The organism is Gallaecimonas kandeliae (genome assembly GCF_030450055.1).
Classification (GTDB): Bacteria; Pseudomonadota; Gammaproteobacteria; order Enterobacterales; family Gallaecimonadaceae; genus Gallaecimonas; species Gallaecimonas kandeliae.
The window spans coordinates 3,461,396-3,477,344 of sequence record NZ_CP118480.1 but is presented as its reverse complement, the minus strand read 5'-3'; the positions used below and the strand labels follow the sequence as shown (position 1 = coordinate 3,477,344).

Here is a 15,949-nt window from a genome sequence, read left to right as displayed (position 1 = left end):
GCCATGGATCCCGGCCTTCTCTGGCTGAAAGAACAGATACTGCCGGTGGAGAGGCTTAATCTGCGGCGGGCTGGGGTGTTGGGGCCTTCTTGCGGATGACGCCAAGGGAGAAGGCGATGCCCAGCAATATGACGGTGCCACCGGCCAGCAGGGTGAGGGTCAGGTGTTCGCCGAGGAAGAGGGCCCCCCAGAGATTGCCGAAGATGGGGATCAGGAAGGTGACCATGACGGCGTTGCCGGCCCCCACATGGGCGATGAGCCGGAAGAACAGCAGGTAGGCGATGCCGGTGCAGAGCACGCCGAGGGCGATGGCCGCCAGCCAGGCCTGGGTGCCGATGGGGCCGGCCGGCCAGTAGAAATAGGTCAGGGGCAGCAGCATCAGCGCCGCCGCTATCTGGCTGCCGACTGTGCTCACCAGGGGCGGCACCCCGGCCAGCTTGTGCTTGGAGTAGTTGGCGGCAAAGCCGTAGCAGAGGGAGGCCAGCAGGCAGGCCCCTATGGCCCAGAGGGCATCCACGGCGGCCAGCTTGTGCCAGACCAGTATCACCACCCCCGCAAAACCTATGGCGATGCCCAGCAGGCGCTGGCCGCTGAGCTTCTCACCCCAGAGGGCGAAGGCGACCAGGGCCGTCCAGAAGGGCGCCGTGGAGTTGAGGATGGCGGTGAGGCCGGCGGTGAGGTAAAGGGTGGCGAAGGCGAAGAGGGTAAAGGGCAGGGCCGAATTGGCCAGGCCGACCACGGCCAGGGGCTTGACGTGCTGCCTGAGCTGCGGCAGCTGGCCACGCCAGGCCAGTACCGGCAGCAGCACCAGGGCGGCGACGGCCACCCTCAGGGCGATCAGCGGCACTGGGCCGAAGGCCGGCGCCGAGACCCGCATGAAGAGGAAGGATGCCCCCCAGAGGGCGGCGAGTAGCAGCAATTCAGGGATATATCGGCGCGGCATGGTGATCTCCTTGTGAGGCGCCATCATAGCGCCTTTTCAACCACAGAGTCGCGCCGAAAACGGACCCCTAATTTCAGGGAACCATGGCCTCGACGAAGGCCACCACCATGGCCGCCAGGCCCTGGCCGCAATCGCTGATCCCGAAGGCCTCGCCTGCGGGGTGCCGGGCCGGGGCGGCCTCGCAAAGGTGGAGGTAGCGGGGCCTGAGCAGGGTGGCGGCGCGGTGGATCAGGTACTCTACGTCGGCCAACGGCAGGCTGGCGTTGGTGTAGGCGCTGGCCGGCATCAGGTTGATGACGTCCATGTCCAGCTCCAGGCCAGTGGGGTGGCCGAGCAGCTTGCGGCTCAGCTGTTCCAATGCCTGCTCCAGGCTGGTGCTGCGGCTGACCTTGAGGTCCTGGTAGCTGACGAAGCCGAAGCCGGCGTCTTTCAACGCCTGCTGGCTGGCCGCCGAGTTTTTCCAGCTGTGCATGGCCAGCACCTGGTACTGGGCCAGGTGGCCGCCCTCGTGGGCGTAGCGGAAGCCGTTGCCGGAGTGGCGGCCTTCCATGGGCCGAAAATCGGCATGGGGATCGATGTTGAGCACGGCCATGGGGTCGCCAAGGGCCTGATGCATGCCCTGGATGATGGGGAAGGCATTGTTGTGGCCACCGCCGATGACGATGGGGATGAGTCCGGCCTTGGCTATGGCCTTGATCACCGGTGCCAGGCGCTTGTCCACCTCGCCGACCAGTTCCCGCAGCTTTGCCAGCTGTTCGGGGCGCTGGGCCGAGAGTTCCTGGCCCTGGGCCATCAGGTCATTCAGCTCGAGTTCGCCCAGCAGCAGCAGACTCTGGGTAGGAAAGCCGGGCTGGCTTTGCAGGTTCAAGAAGCGCTGCAGGAAGGCCGGCCAGCCCAGTTCGGCGCCACCTTTGCCGAGGTTGGCCCTGGGCCCCAGATCCTCGGGCACCCCCAGCAGGGCGAAGCGGGCACCCAGGCTCTTGGCTTTGGCCAGGCGGTCAGAGAGATCCTCGCCCTGGGGCAGCAAGGTCAGGGCTTCGCCCACCTTGGTTTCCAGGGGCCTGTGGCTGATGAGGCGTGCCACGTCGGAATGGGTGTAGACCTTCAACTTCATAGGGCCTTTGCTTTCTTTCATGTGAGAGGCGTTAAGTTACAATAGATCGACGGCGCAGGTCACAGGCCTGAAGTGCGCCAATTTTCATTAGGGGAAAACATGTCGCTGGAATTGTTGGAAAAGCTGGAAGCGAAAGTGCAGGCTGCCGTGGACACCATAGGCCTTCTGCAGATGGAACTGGAAGAAGTGAAGGCCCAGAAGGGCCAGTTTGCCGGCCAGGTGGAGAGCCTGACCCAGGAAAACACCCGGCTTAAGGGCGAACTGGAACAGGTTCAGGACAGGATCAACGCCGTTCTTGGCAAGATTGCCCAAGTAGACGAACTGCTCTGACGCCCAAGCCCGGCCATCGCCGGGCTTTCTTTTGCCTTTCCCTTTCGCCCAGATCCCACAAACCTGCCGTACTTTGCTGAGATAAGACCAGTATTTTGCTGCCTTTTCCAATCGACCCTATATAATGCCTTGAAAGCGGGCCATTTTGCCCCTGGTGGTCGGATGACTCGAACTTTCCGACCTGTTGCCGGACAGTTCACAGCAAAATTCCGGAAGATCATGGCGAAACCCACAGTACTGCTCATCAATGGGCCCAACCTCAACCTGCTCGGCAAGCGCGAGCCCGAGGTTTACGGCCACCAGAGCCTGGACGACATAGTCGCAGGGGTGACGGAGCGGGCCAGCCAGCTAGGCATTTCCCTCGAACATATCCAAAGCAATGCCGAACATGAGCTGGTGGGCGCCATCCATGACGCCATGGGCCGGGTGGATTTCATCATCATCAACCCGGCGGCCTTCACCCATACGTCAGTGGCGCTGCGGGATGCCCTCCTGGGGGTGGCCATCCCCTTCATCGAAGTGCACCTGTCCAACGTCCATGCCCGCGAACCCTTCCGCCACCATTCCTACCTGTCCGACAAGGCGGTGGGGGTGATCTGTGGCCTGGGGGCACAGGGCTACCTATTCGCACTGGAAGCGGCCGCCCGGCGGCTTTCGGTCAATATCAACTAAGCAGAAAATCAGAGAAGCCTTTCTATGGATATTCGTAAAATCAAGAAGCTGATCGAGCTGGTAGAAGAATCAGGCATCAACGAGCTGGAAATCACCGAGGGTGAAGAGTCTGTCCGCATCAGCCGTGGCGGCAGCGCCCCCATGATGCCGATGCACTACAGCGTGGCGCCCCAGGTTGCCCCGGCCCCTGTCGCCGCTCCCGCAGCAGCTCCGGCTGCCGCCGCTGCCCCCGCCAAGGCGGAAGTGAGCGGCCAGGTGCAGAAGTCCCCCATGGTCGGCACCTTCTACCGTTCCTCCAGCCCGGGTGCCAAGCCCTTCGCCGAAGTGGGCCAGAGCGTCAGCAAGGGCGATACCCTGTGCATCATCGAAGCCATGAAGATGATGAACCAGATCGAAGCCGAAGTGTCCGGCACCATCAAGGCCATACTGGTGGAAAACGGGGAGCCCGTAGAATTCGACGAGCCCCTGTTCATCATCGAATAAGGACGCAACATGCTGGATAAAGTGGTTATTGCCAACCGGGGCGAGATAGCGCTGCGCATTTTGCGCGCCTGCCGCGAGATGGGCATCAAGACGGTGGCCGTGCACTCCACCGCCGACCGTGAGCTCAAGCACGTGCTGCTGGCCGACGAGAGCATCTGTATCGGGCCTGCGCCGTCCAACCAGAGCTACCTGAACATCCCGGCCATCATCGCCGCCGCCGAAGTCACCAATGCCGTGGCCATCCACCCCGGCTACGGCTTCCTGGCCGAGAACGCCGACTTCGCCGAGCAGGTAGAGAAGAGCGACTTCATCTTCATAGGCCCCCGCGCCGACACCATCCGCCTGATGGGCGACAAGGTGTCTGCCATCGCCGCCATGAAGAAGGCCGGCGTGCCTTGCGTGCCGGGCTCCGACGGCTCCCTGACCGACGACGAGGCCCGCAACAAGGCCATCGCCAAGCGCATTGGCTACCCGGTGATCGTCAAGGCCTCCGGCGGCGGCGGTGGCCGCGGCATGCGCGTGGTGCGCAGCGAGGCCGAACTGGTCAACGCCATCGCCACCACCCAGGCTGAAGCCGGTGCCGCCTTCGGCAACCCGGAAGTCTATATGGAGAAGTTCCTCGAGAACCCGCGCCATATCGAGATCCAGGTGCTGGCCGACGGCCAGGGCAACGCCATCCACCTGGGTGAGCGTGACTGCTCCATGCAGCGCCGCCACCAGAAGGTGGTGGAAGAGGCCCCTGCTCCCGGCATCACCGAGGCCATGCGCAAGACCATAGGCGAGCGCTGTGCCCGTGCCTGCGTGGAGATCGGCTACCGCGGCGCCGGTACCTTCGAGTTCCTCTACGAGAACGGCGAGTTCTACTTCATCGAGATGAACACCCGTATCCAGGTGGAACACCCTGTGACCGAGATGGTGACCGGCGTGGATCTGATCAAGGAGCAGCTGCGCATCGCCGCCGGCCAGCCCCTGTCCATCAGCCAGGCCGACGTGGTGATCCGTGGCCATGCCATGGAGTGCCGGATCAACGCCGAAGATCCCCGCACCTTCATCCCCAGCCCCGGCAAGATCACCCGTTTCCACCCGCCCGGTGGCCTGGGTGTGCGTTGGGACAGCCATATCTACACCGACTACCGCGTGCCGCCCAACTACGATTCCATGGTGGGCAAGCTGATCACCTACGGTGAGAACCGCGACGTGGCCATAGCCCGGATGCAGAACGCCCTGTCCGAGCTGGTGGTCGAAGGCATCAAGACCAACGTCGAGCTGCACAAGCTGATCATGAAAGACGAGAACTTCTACAACGGTGGGACCAACATCCACTACCTGGAGAAGAAGCTCAAAGGCCTCGAAGGCCAATAAGCAAAACGCCGGCACAAGCCGGCGTTTTCTTTTCGTTAACAACCGAATAAGGTAGAGGCTTATAACAAGGAGAATGTTATGGCCGACCAACCGCTGGTGGCGCCCGAGCGCAACCTGCAAGAAATGACCCTCAAGGCCCTGCTGCTGGGCGCCTTCCTTTCCGCCCTGCTGGCCGCCGCCAATGCCTATATCGGCTTGCTGGTGGGCCTCACCGTTTCCGCTTCCATCCCCGCTGCCGCCACCTCCATGGGCGTGCTTCGGCTGTTTCGCCGCTCCAGTATCCTGGAGAACAACATGGTGCAGACGGCCGCCTCAGCCGGGGAATCTCTGGCCGCCGGCGTCATCTTCACATTGCCGGCCCTGGTGATGATGAAGGCCTGGGGCGGCTACGAATGGGGGCCCATGGTCGCCATCGCCATCCTCGGCGGCGTGCTGGGGGTGGCCTTCACCATACCGCTGCGCCGGGCCTTGATCGTCGAGGCCAAGCTCGCCTTCCCAGAGGGGGTGGCAACGGCACAGGTGTTGAAAACGGGCGGTATCGAGACCGACAAGGACCACCCCGAGTGGAAGCCCAGCCCAGAGGCCAAGCAGGGCTTTATCAACCTGCTGCAGGCCGCCAGCCTCGGCGGCGGCATCAAGCTGCTGGAAGCGGGCCTGGGAGTGCTGTCCGGCGGCGTGGCCGCCACCAAGAGCTTCTTCGCAGGCAAGTGGCTCTTCACCGGTGACATCACCCTGAGCCCGGCGCTGCTCGGTGTCGGCTACATAGTAGGCCTCAACATCGCCACCCTGGTGTTCATGGGCGGCGCCATCGGCACCTTGATCGGCGTGCCCCTGAACTGGCTGCTCAACGGCGACGATATCCAGCACCTGGCTGGCGTCCATGGCGACATGGGCAGCTGGAACGCCCAGGACTGGGAAGCCATCGCCGGGGCCTCCTGGCAGCAGTGCCGGCGCATCGGTGTCGGCGCCATGATGGTGGGCGGCCTCTGGTCCCTCATTACCCTGGCCAAGCCCCTGTGGGACGGGGTCAAGGCCTCGCTGCACGTCTACAAGACCGCCAAGAACAACGGCGGCAAGGTGCTGCGCACCGAGTTCGACATGCCCATCCCCTACGTGGGTACCCTGATCCTGGTGTCCATCATCCCCCTCTACGCCATCTTCTACAGCGCCCTCGAGGGTTACGGTGAGCGCCTCTGGATAGCAGGGGTGATGACGGTGCTGATGCTGGTCTTCGGCTTCATCTTCTCGTCCGTGGCCGGCTACATGGCGGGGCTGGTGGGTTCCAGCAACAACCCCATCAGCGGCGTCACCATCGCCACCGTCATCGTCTCGGCGCTGATCCTGCTGCAGCTGATGGGCAACCAAGGCCTGGCCGCCACCCTGGGTCCCATAGCGGTGATTTATCTGGCCGGCATGATCTGCTCGGCGGCGGCCATCGCCGGCGACAACATGCAGGATCTCAAGTGCGGCCATCTGGTGGGGGCCACCCCCTGGCGCCAGCAGCTGTTCCAGATCATCGGCGTCGTCGCGGCGGCCGTGGCCATTCCCTGGGTGCTCAACATCCTCGACCAGGGCTACGGCATAGGCAGGCCCAGCCCGGTCAACCCCGACGCCACGCCGCTGTCGGCGCCCCAGGCGGGGCTGATGCGCGACCTCTCCACCGGCATCTTCGGCGCCGGCATCGAATGGAGCTACATCTACATCGGCTTCGCCCTGGCGGTGGTGCTGATCGTGCTCGACGAGTTCCAGAAGCGCCGTGGCGCCAGCTTCCGCTTCCCGGTGCTGGCCGTGGCGGTGGGTGTTTACCTGCCCCTGGGGCTGTCGATACCCATCTTCCTGGGCGGCCTGCTGGCCCACTGGCAGCAGAAGAAGCGCGGCACCCATGAGGCCGAAGGCAAGGGCCTGCTGCTGGCCTCCGGCCTTATCACAGGCGAGGCCCTGATGGGGGTAGTGGTGGCCATCCTCGCCGTGGCCCTGCCCGGCAAGGTGCCTTACCTGCAGGACTTTGCCCTGGCGCCCTGGCTGGGCAGTGCCGGCCTGCTGGCCTGCTTCTTGTACCTGGCCAAGAAAGGCTGACCAAAGACCGCCCCTCGGGGCGGTTTTTTCATGGGGTCAGGTTGCCGGCGCGGCAGCCGGCAGGGCCGGGGGCGGGACGCGGTGGAAGACGGTGCCGATGAAGCCCTGGTTCATGTGCTGCAGCACGAAGTAATGGTCCTTATCCAGCATCAGTATGTAGGGCAGGCGCAGGCTTGAATCCACCCTGTACTCGATGTCGGCCGGCGGGTTCTCCAGGCTGAAGAGGTTGCGGCCCGTGTCGGGGGTCTTGCCGAGGTAGAGCAGGACCAACTGCTGCTGGCCAAGGGCCTTGCCCTTGGCGTCCTGGTAGTCGGCCTCGGCATTGATGCGCTTGCCCGCCGTGTGGAGCCGGTAGTCCATCTTCACCAGCCCCTGCTCCAGCTGCTGGTAGTAGGTCCCTTGCCAATCCCCTTCGATAAGCCACAGCGGCCGCCATTGCGCCAGCAGCCGGCCGCTGCCGTAGGCCAGCCCCAGCAACAGCAGGGCCCAGATCAGGGAAGTTCGAGGCTTTGGCATAGCCAGCCCTCCTCGTGGGGGCTGCAAGCCACCCATTGCTCGTCGAAGCGGGCCACCAGGCTGCCTTCGGGCAGGGCCTTGGCGGCGGCCAATATCGCCGGGCTGGGGGCCTGGGCGAAGAGGATGCCTTGGCGCTGCTGGTAGAAGTGGTCGATGCTGAGGCTGTAACGCCAGAAGGCGTAACAGAAGACGGCGACGGCGGCCAAGGCCAGCAGCAGCCAGGCCAGCAGCTTCCGCCAGGGCAGACGGCGGCGCCTGGGGCGGAACAGGGTGCCGAGATAGGCGAGTTCGTCGTCGCTCAGGACCTGTTCTGGTGAAGGGGTTGCGTTGATGGCCATATCCTCCCGGTGCAAGCCGAGCTTGCCAGGGTCAGGCAAAACGGGACCTGACTGTAATTTTAGGCTTGTCTGGTGAGGGTGGACGGGGGCTTTGGAGACTGTCCCGGCGCCAGGGCCGGGACAGTGGGAACAGGTCAGCTACAGAGCCAGTTGTAGAGTTCATCCTTCAGTTGGGCCCGCTGGCGTTTCAAGCCTTTCATGGTCTGGTCGTCCACCGGCTGGCTGCGCATGTGGAGGCCTCGGATCTGATGGTCGAGCTTGTGATATTCGGCAGCGGCGCGGGCAAAATCGGGGTTGGCGGACTTGAGTTCCTGGATGCGATCGATGTGGTTGGGGAACTCGGTATAGAGGCTGTGGTTTTCCGACATCTTCAGGTTCCTCCTGAGGGGCATGGATGAAGTGGCGAAGCCTTGGCGAAAGCCTTTGTGAGTATGACTCATGATAGACTTATGCGTTCCGCGCGAATTGGGAGAATGACATGGCCTGGATCCAGGTGCGCACCAACACCACGGCCCAAGTGGCAGAAAAACTGGGCGATATGCTGATGGAGCAGGGCGCCCTGTCCATCACCTTCATGGACGCCAAGGACACCCCCGTGTTCGAACCCCTGCCCGGCGAGACCCGCCTCTGGGGCGACACCGACGTCATGGCCCTGTTCACCGCCGATACCGACACCAGCCAGGCCCAGGCCCTGATCCGCTCCGTGCTGGGCGACGAGGCGCCCCTCAAGGTCGAAGCCCTGGAAGACAAGGACTGGGAGCGGGCCTGGATGGACAACTTCCATCCCATGCAGTTCGGCAAGCGCCTCTGGATCTGCCCCTCCTGGCGCGACGTGCCTGATCCGGACGCCGTCAACGTCATGCTCGACCCCGGCCTTGCCTTCGGTACCGGCACCCACCCCACCACGGCCCTGTGCCTGGAGTGGCTGGACGGCCAGGATCTCGAGGGCAAGACGGTGGTGGATTTTGGCTGCGGCTCCGGCATCCTCGCCATCGCCGCCCTCAAGCTGGGCGCTGCCCGGGTGATCGGCATCGACATCGATCCCCAGGCCATTCAGGCCAGCCGCGACAACGCCGAGCGTAACGGCGTCGCCGACCGTCTCGAGCTCTACCTGCCTAAGGATCAGCCCATCGGCCTCGAGGCCGACCTGGTGGTGGCCAACATCCTGGCCGGCCCCCTCAGCGAGCTGCGCGACATCATCCTCGGCTACCTCAAGAGCGGCGGCGACATCGCCCTGTCCGGCATCCTCGACTCCCAGGCCGAGGGCCTGGCCGAGCGCTACGGCGAATTGTGCAAAATCGATCCCATCAAGAGCCGCGAGGAATGGTGCCGCATCAGTGGCGTCAAGGGTTGAAATTTAGCCTGAAAACTGCATGGGGCGGGCTTTTGCCAAGCGGTCGACAAAAAACCGCTTTCGGTCAATTTGTGACCTTTTCAGACAGGTCATAAATGCGTAAACTACGCGGCCCTGTGCATATGGCTTCCCGGGTTCATGCAAATCGGTTCCTACAAACTGGATGTGCCGCTGATCCTGGCCCCCATGGCCGGTGTCACCGACAGACCCTTCCGTGAGCTCTGCCTGCGGATGGGGGCCGGTTTGGCCGTCGGCGAGATGCTGTCGGCCAACCCCGAGGTCTGGCAGTCGGAGAAATCCCGGCTGCGCATGGAACACAGTGCCGAGGCCGGCATCCGCGCCGTGCAGATCGCAGGCTCAGAGCCGGAACTCATGGCCCAGGCCGCCCGTCATAACGTGGATAACGGCGCCCAGCTGATCGACATCAACATGGGTTGCCCCGCCAAGAAGGTGAACAAGAAGCTGGCCGGTTCGGCCCTGCTCCAGTTCCCCGACCAGGTGGAAACGATCCTCAAGGCGGTGGTGGCGGCCGTGGACGTGCCCGTGACCCTGAAGATCCGCACCGGCTGGGACCCGGACCACCGCAACGGTGTGGCCATCGCCAAGATTGCCGAGCGTTGCGGCATCCAGTCCCTGGCCGTGCATGGCCGGACCCGTGCCTGCCTGTTCAAGGGCGAGGCCGAGTTCGACACCATCAAGGCCATCAAGGCGGCGGTGGACATGCCGGTGGTGGCCAATGGCGACATCACCAGTGCCGAGAAGGCCCAGTGGGTCCTCAGGCACACGGGAGCCGACGCCATCATGATCGGCAGGGGCGCCCAAGGGCGGCCCTGGCTGTTCCGGGAAGTTGCGCATTTCCTTGAAACGGGCCGGCATTTGCCGCCACCCAGTCTCAAGGAGCAGGAGTCACTCCTGCTTGACCATGTAGTGGCCCTGCATGGGTTTTACGGAGAGTTCAAAGGGGTCCAGATCGCCCGCAAGCATGTGGGCTGGTATCTGGCGACCCAGGATAGAGATGGCGAGTTTCGCCGGGCTTTCAATGCATTGACGGATGCCCAAGCCCAGCTTGATGCGCTGGGGCGTTACTTCCGTTCTCTGTAGTTTTCCAAGATAACAACCAAGAGCGTTAAGACTATGTTCGACTCCAATACGACTGCTGATGTTTCCAAGGCCCTGACCGCCGTTAGCCCCAAGACCGGCAACCCGCAGCCTCTGCGTGATTCCGTACGTCAAGCGCTCCAGAACTACTTCTCCCAGCTGGACGGCCAGGAAGTGACCGAACTGTACGAGATGGTCCTGAGCGAAGTGGAAGCGCCCCTGCTGGACGTGGTGATGACCTACACCCGTGGCAACCAGACCAAGGCCGCCAACATGATGGGCATCAACCGCGGCACCCTGCGCAAGAAGCTGAAAAAGTACGGCATGAACTAAGACTTGATGCTGTGAAAAAGCCCCGCTGACGCGGGGCTTTTTTGTACCTTTTTTCAGGCCGGCAGGCTGAGGGTGAAGCGGGTCAGGCCGGCTTCTGAGCTGACGGCCAGGTGGCCGCCGTGGAGCTGGATGATGGATTGGGTGATGGCGAGGCCCAGGCCGACACCGTCCCGGCCCCGGGCGGGGTCGACCCGGTAGAAGCGGTCGAAGAGATGCGGCAGGTGCTGGGCCGGGATGGTCTCCCCCGGGTTTTCCACCTGGATCTGCACCCATTGCCCTTCGGTTGCCAGGCGGACCTGCACCTTTTCCCCGGCCGGGGTGTGGCGGATGGCGTTGGACAATAGGTTGCTGAGTGCCCGGCGCAGCAGTTGGCGGTCGGCCTTCAGCTGCTGGTCGTCCCCGCTCAGCTGCAGCTGCACGCCCTTGTCTTCGGCCAGCAGGGCGAAGTAGTCCAGCAGTTCGGCCAGCTCCGCCTTGAGTGCCAAGGGCTGCAAGGCCGGGTGCAGGCGGCCGTTGTCGGTCTGGGCCAGCCACAGCATGTCGGTGACCATTTTCGCCAGCCGCTCGAATTCCTCCAGGTTGGAGTAGAGGATCTCCCTGTACTCGTCCTGGCTCCTGGCCTTGCCCAGGGCCACCTGGGTCTGGGTGACCAGGTTGGTCAGCGGGGTGCGCAGCTCGTGGGCGATGTCGGCGCTGAAGTTGGTCAGGCGCTCGAAACCTTCCTCCATGCCGGCCAGCATGGTGTTGAAGGCCGCCACCAGCTCCTGGAGTTCGGCCGGCACCTGGGTAGGGTCCAGCCGTTCGGCCAGGCTGTCGGTGCTGAGGCTGCGGATACGGGCGCTGAGCTGGCGCAGTGGCGCGTGGCCCCAGCGCACCGCCAGCCAGGCGGCGGCAAGAATCGCCAGGGCGGCCAGCACCATCAGGGCCCAGAGGCTGCCCCTGAAGTGGTCGAGGAAGCGTTGGTGGATGTCGATGTTCATGGCCAGGGCCAGCCGGTAGGGCCCCGGCAGCTTAAGGGCGGCGCCTCGGTAGGCATGGCCGCCGTCCTGCCAGCGCTGGAGCCGGGCGTCGTCCATGGTGGCGACGGCGTCATCGAGCAGGGCTGTAAGCCCGGGCCCGGGGCTCTGGTAGAGGAGCCGGCCCTGGTCGTCGTAGAGGGCAAAGCTGATGCCCTTGAGGCCGCGCAGGGCCCGGGTCAGGTCCGGCTGGCCCTGGGGCTGGCGGGCCACGGCTTGCTCCAGGGCCTGGGCTGCGGCCTTGAGCTCCATCCTGTCCATGTCGGCGAAGTGTTTTTCGATGGCCTGTTGCACCAGCCAGCCCAGCAGCGTCAGGCACAGCACTATGGCCAGGCCCACCAGCAGCAGCACCCGCCGGGCCAGGGAGGCGGGGCTAGTCTTCATCGGGCAGGTCCAGCTTGTAGCCCATGCCCCGCACCGTCTGGATGAGTTTGGGGTCGAAGGGCTCGTCTATCTTGGCCCGCAGCCGGCGGATGGCCACGTCTATGACGTTGGTGTCGCTGTCGAAATTCATGTCCCAGACCTGGGAGGCGATGAGGGAGCGGGGCAGCACCTCCCCCTGGCGCCGGACCAGCAGCTCGAGCAGGGCGAATTCCTTGTTGGTGAGGTTGATGCGCTGGCCGGCCCGCACCGCCCGGCGCCGCGGCAGGTCCAGCTCCAGGTCGGCGATGCCGAGCCTGTCTTCCTGGGTCGTGGCGCCGCCCCGGCGCAGCAGGGTGCGGACCCGGGCCAGCAGCTCGGCGAAGGCGAAGGGTTTGACCAGATAATCATCGGCCCCCAGCTCCAGGCCCTTGACGCGGTCTTCGACGCTGTCGCGGGCGGTGAGGAAGAGCACCGGCGCCTGGCGGCCGGCGTCCCGCAGCGCCTTGAGCAGCCGCCAGCCGTCCAGGTCCGGCAGCATCACGTCCAGGATCAGCAAGTCGAAGGCCTCGGTCATGGCCAGGTGGTGGCCGTCCAGGCCGGTGCGGGCCAGGGCCACCTGGAAACCGGCCTCGGTCAGGCCTTTTTGCAGGTAGTCCCCCGTCTTGAGCTCATCCTCTACCACCAGTAAGCGCATGCCGTCCTCTTCTCGTTGCCTTGCCCAGACTAAGGCCGGGCCGCCGTCCTCCAGATTACCGGAAGATGACAAAGTTGTAATGAAGGGGTCATGGCCCTGACAGAGGCGCCCCCTTAGGCTGGCCGCCATCAGTCTGAAAAGGCCGGAGGGCCAGATGACAGCCAAGACCATGCTGCCGCGGCGGCGTTTCATCCAGGGGCTGGCGGCCGGGGGCCTGCTGCTGGGCTTGCCGACCCTGGGCAGCGCCAGGGAAAAGGCGCCGGCCAGCGCCACCCAGGCACCGGTGCTGGAAGGCACCGACTTCCACCTGGTGATAGGCCAGCAGCGGGTGAATTTCACCGGCAGCAGCCGTACCGCCACCACCGTCAACGGCTCCCTGCCGGCACCGACCCTGGTCTGGCGCGAGGGCCAGGAGGTGACCATCAAGGTCACCAACCAGCTGGCGGTGCCCAGCTCCATCCACTGGCACGGCATGATACTGCCCTTCCAGATGGACGGGGTGCCGGGCATCAGCTTTCGCGGCATAGCCCCGGGGGAGACCTTCACCTACCGCTTCAAGGTGCGCCAGAGCGGCACCTACTGGTACCACAGCCACAGCGGCTTCCAGGAGATGACCGGCCTCTATGGCGCCATCGTCATCAAGCCCGCCGCCGGGGAGCGCTTCAAGGCCGACCGCGAGCACCTGGTGCTGCTGTCGGACTGGACGGACGAAGAGCCCATGGCGCTCTTCTCCAAGCTCAAGGCGCAATCGGACTACGGCAACTACATCAGGCCCACGGCCGGGGATTTCATCAAGGACGTGTCCCGCTACGGCCTCGGCAAGGCCATGGACAAACGCCGGATGTGGAACCAGATGCGCATGAACCCCACGGATCTCGCGGATCTCGGCGGCGACACCTTCACCTACTTGCTGAACGGCAACAACCCGGCCGGCAACTGGACAGGGCTCTTCAAGCCAGGGGAGAAGCTGCGGCTGCGCTTCATCAACGGCTCCAGCAACAGCTTCTTCGACGTGCGCATCCCCGGCCTCAAGCTGCAGGTGATCCAGGCCGACGGCCAGGATGTGGAGCCGGTGACGGTGGACGAGTTCCGCTTCGGCGCCGGCGAGACCCTGGATGTGCTGGTGACCCCGAAAAACGACGCCTACTGCCTCTTCGCCCAAAGCATGGACAGGACAGGCTACGCCGCCGGCACCCTGGCGGTGCGCCCCGGGCTCAAGGCGCCGGTGCCGGCCCTGGAAGCGCCCCAATGGCTGACCATGACCGACATGATGGGCAGCATGGACATGGGCCACGGCAAGATGGCCATGGACCACACCATGGCCGGCATGCAGATGGGCGCCATGGACCACGGCCGACAGGGCATGGGCCTGGCGGTGCCGTCCAAAAAGGTGCGCCACGCCAGCAGCGAATACGGCCCCAGCGTCGACATGCGGGTCGACAGCCCCCGCACCAACCTGGACGACCCCGGTGTGGGCCTGCGCAACAACGGCCGCCGGGTGCTGACCCTGGCCGATCTGGCCACCATCGGCGGGCCCCTGGACCAGCGCGAGCCCGGCCGGGAGTTGGAGCTGCACCTCACCGGCAACATGGAGCGCTACAGCTGGTCCTTCGACGGCCTGGAGTTCGGCAAGTCCACGCCTGTGCACTTCCGCCACGGCGAGCGGCTGCGGGTGATATTGCAGAACGACACCATGATGACCCACCCCATGCACCTGCACGGCATGTGGAGCGAGCTGGAGGACGACAAGGGCAACTTCGTGGCCCGCAAGCACACCATCCCGGTGCAGCCGGCCCAGCGCATCAGCTTTCGGGTGACGGCCGATGCCCTTGGCCGTTGGGCCTGGCACTGCCACCTGCTGTTCCATATGGACGCCGGCATGTTCCGGGAAGTCGTGGTGGCCTGAGGAGGCATGATGAAAACATTATCTTTGGCGCTCTTGGCCCTGCCGCTGCTGGCCCAGGCCGCAGAGCCGCCGCAAGACCCCGCCACGGCGAAGGCCCAGAAGGGCATGGCGCAGATGAAGCATGGCGGCATGGGTCACGGCATGCCGGCCATGGCTCAGGGCCAAAAGCCGCATGACATGAAGAAGATGGACCCGGGCGCCATGGGGCACGACATGGCGGCCATGGACAAAAACGACAAGGCGCCGCCCCCGGCGGGCGATAGCCGCGACCCCAACGCCTATGCGGACGGTTACACCCTGGACAGCGGCCCCTACGCCCTGCCGGGCCCACGCCAGCTGCACATGGGGGACGAGCACCAGTTCGCCCACCTGCTGCTGGACCAGCTGGAATGGCGGGGCCAGGGCGACAGCGCCTATGACGGTCAGGCCTGGTACGGCAACAGCTTTGACAAGGCGGTGCTCAAGGCCGAAGGGGACTGGGCCAAGGACAAGCTGGAGGAGGCTAGAACCGAACTCTTGTGGAGCCATGCCGTCAGCGGTTTCTGGGATGCCCAACTGGGGGCCCGCTTCGACGGCGGCGAAGGCCCGGAGCGGCGCTGGCTGGCCCTGGGCTTCCAGGGGCTGGCGCCCTATTGGTTCGAACTGGACGTCACCGCCTACCTGGGCGAACAGGGCCGCAGCGCCCTGCGCCTCGACGCCGACTACGAGCTGCTGCTGACCCAGCGCCTGGTGCTGCAACCCAAGATAGAGGCCAACTTCTACGGCAAGGACGATACCGAGCGGGGCATCGCCAAGGGCTTGTCCGACGCCAGCGCCGGCATTAGGCTGCGCTATGAATTTTCCCGCCAGTTCGCCCCTTATGTCGGCTTCGAGTGGCAGGGCAGGTTCGGCAAGAGCGCCTCACTTGCCAGGCAAGAAGGCCAAGCCACCCGCGAAGGGCGTTGGCTGGCCGGGGTCCGTTTCTGGTTCTAAAGGAGCGCCTATGATGTTGAAACCCGGGGTGCGCCAGCCCTACCTGGTGCGGCGCCGCCTCAAGCTCAGGGGAAAGGGCGACTGCCAGGCCCTGGCGGCGGCCCTGGCCGAAGAGCCGGGGGTGCAGGAAGCCAGGTGCGAAGGAGAGCGGCTTTGGCTGGCCTACGACGCCGTCAACTTCCAGCTGGAGCGGCTGGCCGAATTGCTGACCCCTTGGGATCTGGCCCTGGCGGACAAGGGCTGGGCCGGCCTCAGGCTCGGTTACTACCGCTTCCTGGACCAGAATATCCGCGACAACGCCACCCACGAACCCTGGTGCTGCCACCGGCTGCCGCCCGGCATCAAGAAATGACAAACCCCGGCCTTGGCCGGGGTTTTT

At 64.8% G+C, this 15,949-nt stretch carries 18 protein-coding genes; 11 read left to right on the top strand and 7 right to left on the bottom strand.

Annotated elements, in window-relative coordinates; all coding sequences use genetic code 11:
* Positions 1-55: 55 nt before the first annotated feature.
* Positions 56-943, bottom strand: coding sequence for a DMT family transporter (locus PVT67_RS17110; protein WP_301495794.1), 888 nt, complete (start codon positions 941-943; stop codon positions 56-58).
* A 73-nt stretch (positions 944-1,016) separates the two neighbouring features.
* Positions 1,017-2,057 carry a formimidoylglutamase gene (locus PVT67_RS17105; protein ID WP_301495792.1) on the bottom strand — a complete coding sequence of 347 codons (1,041 nt, stop codon included), beginning with the start codon at positions 2,055-2,057 and terminating at the stop codon, positions 1,017-1,019.
* A gap of 99 nt (positions 2,058-2,156) precedes the next feature.
* On the opposite strand from PVT67_RS17105, the gene PVT67_RS17100 reads away from it, so the two are divergent.
* The 5 genes from PVT67_RS17100 to PVT67_RS17080 all read left to right on the top strand — a co-directional run bounded on the left by PVT67_RS17100 (position 2,157) and on the right by PVT67_RS17080 (position 6,980).
* A complete protein-coding gene (locus PVT67_RS17100) occupies positions 2,157-2,387 on the top strand; it encodes a cell division protein ZapB (protein ID WP_301495789.1) in 231 nt (76 codons plus the stop codon).
* A 216-nt stretch (positions 2,388-2,603) separates the two neighbouring features.
* Positions 2,604-3,059, top strand: a complete 456-nt coding sequence (aroQ, locus tag PVT67_RS17095; protein ID WP_419181041.1) for a type II 3-dehydroquinate dehydratase — start codon at positions 2,604-2,606, stop codon at positions 3,057-3,059.
* 24 nt (positions 3,060-3,083) lie between these two features.
* Complete coding sequence (accB, locus tag PVT67_RS17090; protein WP_301495784.1) at positions 3,084-3,542, top strand: acetyl-CoA carboxylase biotin carboxyl carrier protein; 459 nt, start codon at positions 3,084-3,086, stop codon at positions 3,540-3,542.
* A 9-nt stretch (positions 3,543-3,551) separates the two neighbouring features.
* Positions 3,552-4,904 (top strand): acetyl-CoA carboxylase biotin carboxylase subunit, encoded by a 1,353-nt coding sequence (gene accC, locus PVT67_RS17085; RefSeq protein WP_301495782.1) that lies wholly within the window; start codon positions 3,552-3,554, stop codon positions 4,902-4,904.
* A gap of 78 nt (positions 4,905-4,982) precedes the next feature.
* Positions 4,983-6,980, top strand: a complete 1,998-nt coding sequence (locus PVT67_RS17080) for an OPT family oligopeptide transporter (RefSeq protein WP_301495780.1) — start codon at positions 4,983-4,985, stop codon at positions 6,978-6,980.
* 36 nt (positions 6,981-7,016) lie between these two features.
* On the opposite strand, the gene PVT67_RS17075 is transcribed toward PVT67_RS17080, so the two are convergent.
* The 3 genes from PVT67_RS17075 to PVT67_RS17065 form a co-directional block, all read right to left on the bottom strand.
* Positions 7,017-7,496, bottom strand: coding sequence for a hypothetical protein (locus PVT67_RS17075; protein WP_301495777.1), 480 nt, complete (start codon positions 7,494-7,496; stop codon positions 7,017-7,019).
* Positions 7,472-7,834: a hypothetical protein gene (locus PVT67_RS17070; protein ID WP_301495775.1), complete on the bottom strand. Its 363-nt coding sequence runs from the start codon at positions 7,832-7,834 to the stop codon at positions 7,472-7,474. Before PVT67_RS17070 ends, PVT67_RS17075 begins: the two co-directional genes overlap by 25 nt.
* A gap of 134 nt (positions 7,835-7,968) precedes the next feature.
* Positions 7,969-8,202: an HP1242/YdcH family protein gene (locus PVT67_RS17065; RefSeq protein ID WP_301495773.1), complete on the bottom strand. Its 234-nt coding sequence runs from the start codon at positions 8,200-8,202 to the stop codon at positions 7,969-7,971.
* A 110-nt stretch (positions 8,203-8,312) separates the two neighbouring features.
* Here PVT67_RS17065 and prmA point away from each other — a divergent pair, with 110 nt between their 5' ends.
* The 3 genes from prmA to fis all read left to right on the top strand — a co-directional run bounded on the left by prmA (position 8,313) and on the right by fis (position 10,619).
* Positions 8,313-9,188 carry a 50S ribosomal protein L11 methyltransferase gene (gene prmA / locus PVT67_RS17060; protein ID WP_301495771.1) on the top strand — a complete coding sequence of 292 codons (876 nt, stop codon included), beginning with the start codon at positions 8,313-8,315 and terminating at the stop codon, positions 9,186-9,188.
* Between the two features lie 138 nt (positions 9,189-9,326).
* Entirely contained in the window at positions 9,327-10,289 is a 963-nt protein-coding gene (dusB, locus tag PVT67_RS17055) for a tRNA dihydrouridine synthase DusB (protein WP_301495768.1), read from the top strand.
* Positions 10,290-10,322: 33 nt separating this feature from the next.
* Positions 10,323-10,619: a DNA-binding transcriptional regulator Fis gene (fis, locus tag PVT67_RS17050; protein WP_301495766.1), complete on the top strand. Its 297-nt coding sequence runs from the start codon at positions 10,323-10,325 to the stop codon at positions 10,617-10,619.
* A 53-nt stretch (positions 10,620-10,672) separates the two neighbouring features.
* Here the strand turns inward: fis and PVT67_RS17045 are convergent, their stop codons facing one another.
* Positions 10,673-12,019 carry a heavy metal sensor histidine kinase gene (locus tag PVT67_RS17045; protein WP_301495764.1) on the bottom strand — a complete coding sequence of 449 codons (1,347 nt, stop codon included), beginning with the start codon at positions 12,017-12,019 and terminating at the stop codon, positions 10,673-10,675.
* Positions 12,009-12,692 carry a heavy metal response regulator transcription factor gene (locus PVT67_RS17040; protein WP_301495762.1) on the bottom strand — a complete coding sequence of 228 codons (684 nt, stop codon included), beginning with the start codon at positions 12,690-12,692 and terminating at the stop codon, positions 12,009-12,011. Before PVT67_RS17040 ends, PVT67_RS17045 begins: the two co-directional genes overlap by 11 nt.
* A 154-nt stretch (positions 12,693-12,846) precedes the next feature.
* On the opposite strand from PVT67_RS17040, the gene PVT67_RS17035 reads away from it, so the two are divergent.
* The 3 genes from PVT67_RS17035 to PVT67_RS17025 are packed head-to-tail and all read left to right on the top strand — an operon-like array spanning position 12,847 to position 15,922.
* On the top strand, positions 12,847-14,598 hold the full coding sequence (locus PVT67_RS17035) for a copper resistance system multicopper oxidase (protein WP_301495760.1): 1,752 nt from the start codon (positions 12,847-12,849) through the stop codon (positions 14,596-14,598).
* 9 nt (positions 14,599-14,607) lie between these two features.
* A complete protein-coding gene (locus tag PVT67_RS17030; RefSeq protein ID WP_301495758.1) occupies positions 14,608-15,570 on the top strand; it encodes a copper resistance protein B in 963 nt (320 codons plus the stop codon).
* Between the two features lie 10 nt (positions 15,571-15,580).
* Positions 15,581-15,922 carry a cation transporter gene (locus tag PVT67_RS17025; protein WP_301495756.1) on the top strand — a complete coding sequence of 114 codons (342 nt, stop codon included), beginning with the start codon at positions 15,581-15,583 and terminating at the stop codon, positions 15,920-15,922.
* The last annotated feature ends 27 nt before the right edge of the window (positions 15,923-15,949 follow it).

Bases quoted from the DNA above. Each gene is read 5' to 3' on its own strand.
- PVT67_RS17110 (WP_301495794.1), bottom strand. From the start codon at position 943: ATGCCGCGCCGATATATCCCTGAATTGCTGCTACTCGCCGCCCTCTGG.
- PVT67_RS17105 (WP_301495792.1), bottom strand. From the start codon at position 2,057: ATGAAGTTGAAGGTCTACACCCATTCCGACGTGGCACGCCTCATCAGC.
- PVT67_RS17100 (WP_301495789.1), top strand. From the start codon at position 2,157: ATGTCGCTGGAATTGTTGGAAAAGCTGGAAGCGAAAGTGCAGGCTGCC.
- accB (WP_301495784.1), top strand. From the start codon at position 3,084: ATGGATATTCGTAAAATCAAGAAGCTGATCGAGCTGGTAGAAGAATCA.
- accC (WP_301495782.1), top strand. From the start codon at position 3,552: ATGCTGGATAAAGTGGTTATTGCCAACCGGGGCGAGATAGCGCTGCGC.
- PVT67_RS17080 (WP_301495780.1), top strand. From the start codon at position 4,983: ATGGCCGACCAACCGCTGGTGGCGCCCGAGCGCAACCTGCAAGAAATG.
- PVT67_RS17075 (WP_301495777.1), bottom strand. From the start codon at position 7,496: ATGCCAAAGCCTCGAACTTCCCTGATCTGGGCCCTGCTGTTGCTGGGG.
- PVT67_RS17070 (WP_301495775.1), bottom strand. From the start codon at position 7,834: ATGGCCATCAACGCAACCCCTTCACCAGAACAGGTCCTGAGCGACGAC.
- PVT67_RS17065 (WP_301495773.1), bottom strand. From the start codon at position 8,202: ATGTCGGAAAACCACAGCCTCTATACCGAGTTCCCCAACCACATCGAT.
- prmA (WP_301495771.1), top strand. From the start codon at position 8,313: ATGGCCTGGATCCAGGTGCGCACCAACACCACGGCCCAAGTGGCAGAA.
- dusB (WP_301495768.1), top strand. From the start codon at position 9,327: ATGCAAATCGGTTCCTACAAACTGGATGTGCCGCTGATCCTGGCCCCC.
- fis (WP_301495766.1), top strand. From the start codon at position 10,323: ATGTTCGACTCCAATACGACTGCTGATGTTTCCAAGGCCCTGACCGCC.
- PVT67_RS17045 (WP_301495764.1), bottom strand. From the start codon at position 12,019: ATGAAGACTAGCCCCGCCTCCCTGGCCCGGCGGGTGCTGCTGCTGGTG.
- PVT67_RS17040 (WP_301495762.1), bottom strand. From the start codon at position 12,692: ATGCGCTTACTGGTGGTAGAGGATGAGCTCAAGACGGGGGACTACCTG.
- PVT67_RS17035 (WP_301495760.1), top strand. From the start codon at position 12,847: ATGACAGCCAAGACCATGCTGCCGCGGCGGCGTTTCATCCAGGGGCTG.
- PVT67_RS17030 (WP_301495758.1), top strand. From the start codon at position 14,608: ATGAAAACATTATCTTTGGCGCTCTTGGCCCTGCCGCTGCTGGCCCAG.
- PVT67_RS17025 (WP_301495756.1), top strand. From the start codon at position 15,581: ATGATGTTGAAACCCGGGGTGCGCCAGCCCTACCTGGTGCGGCGCCGC.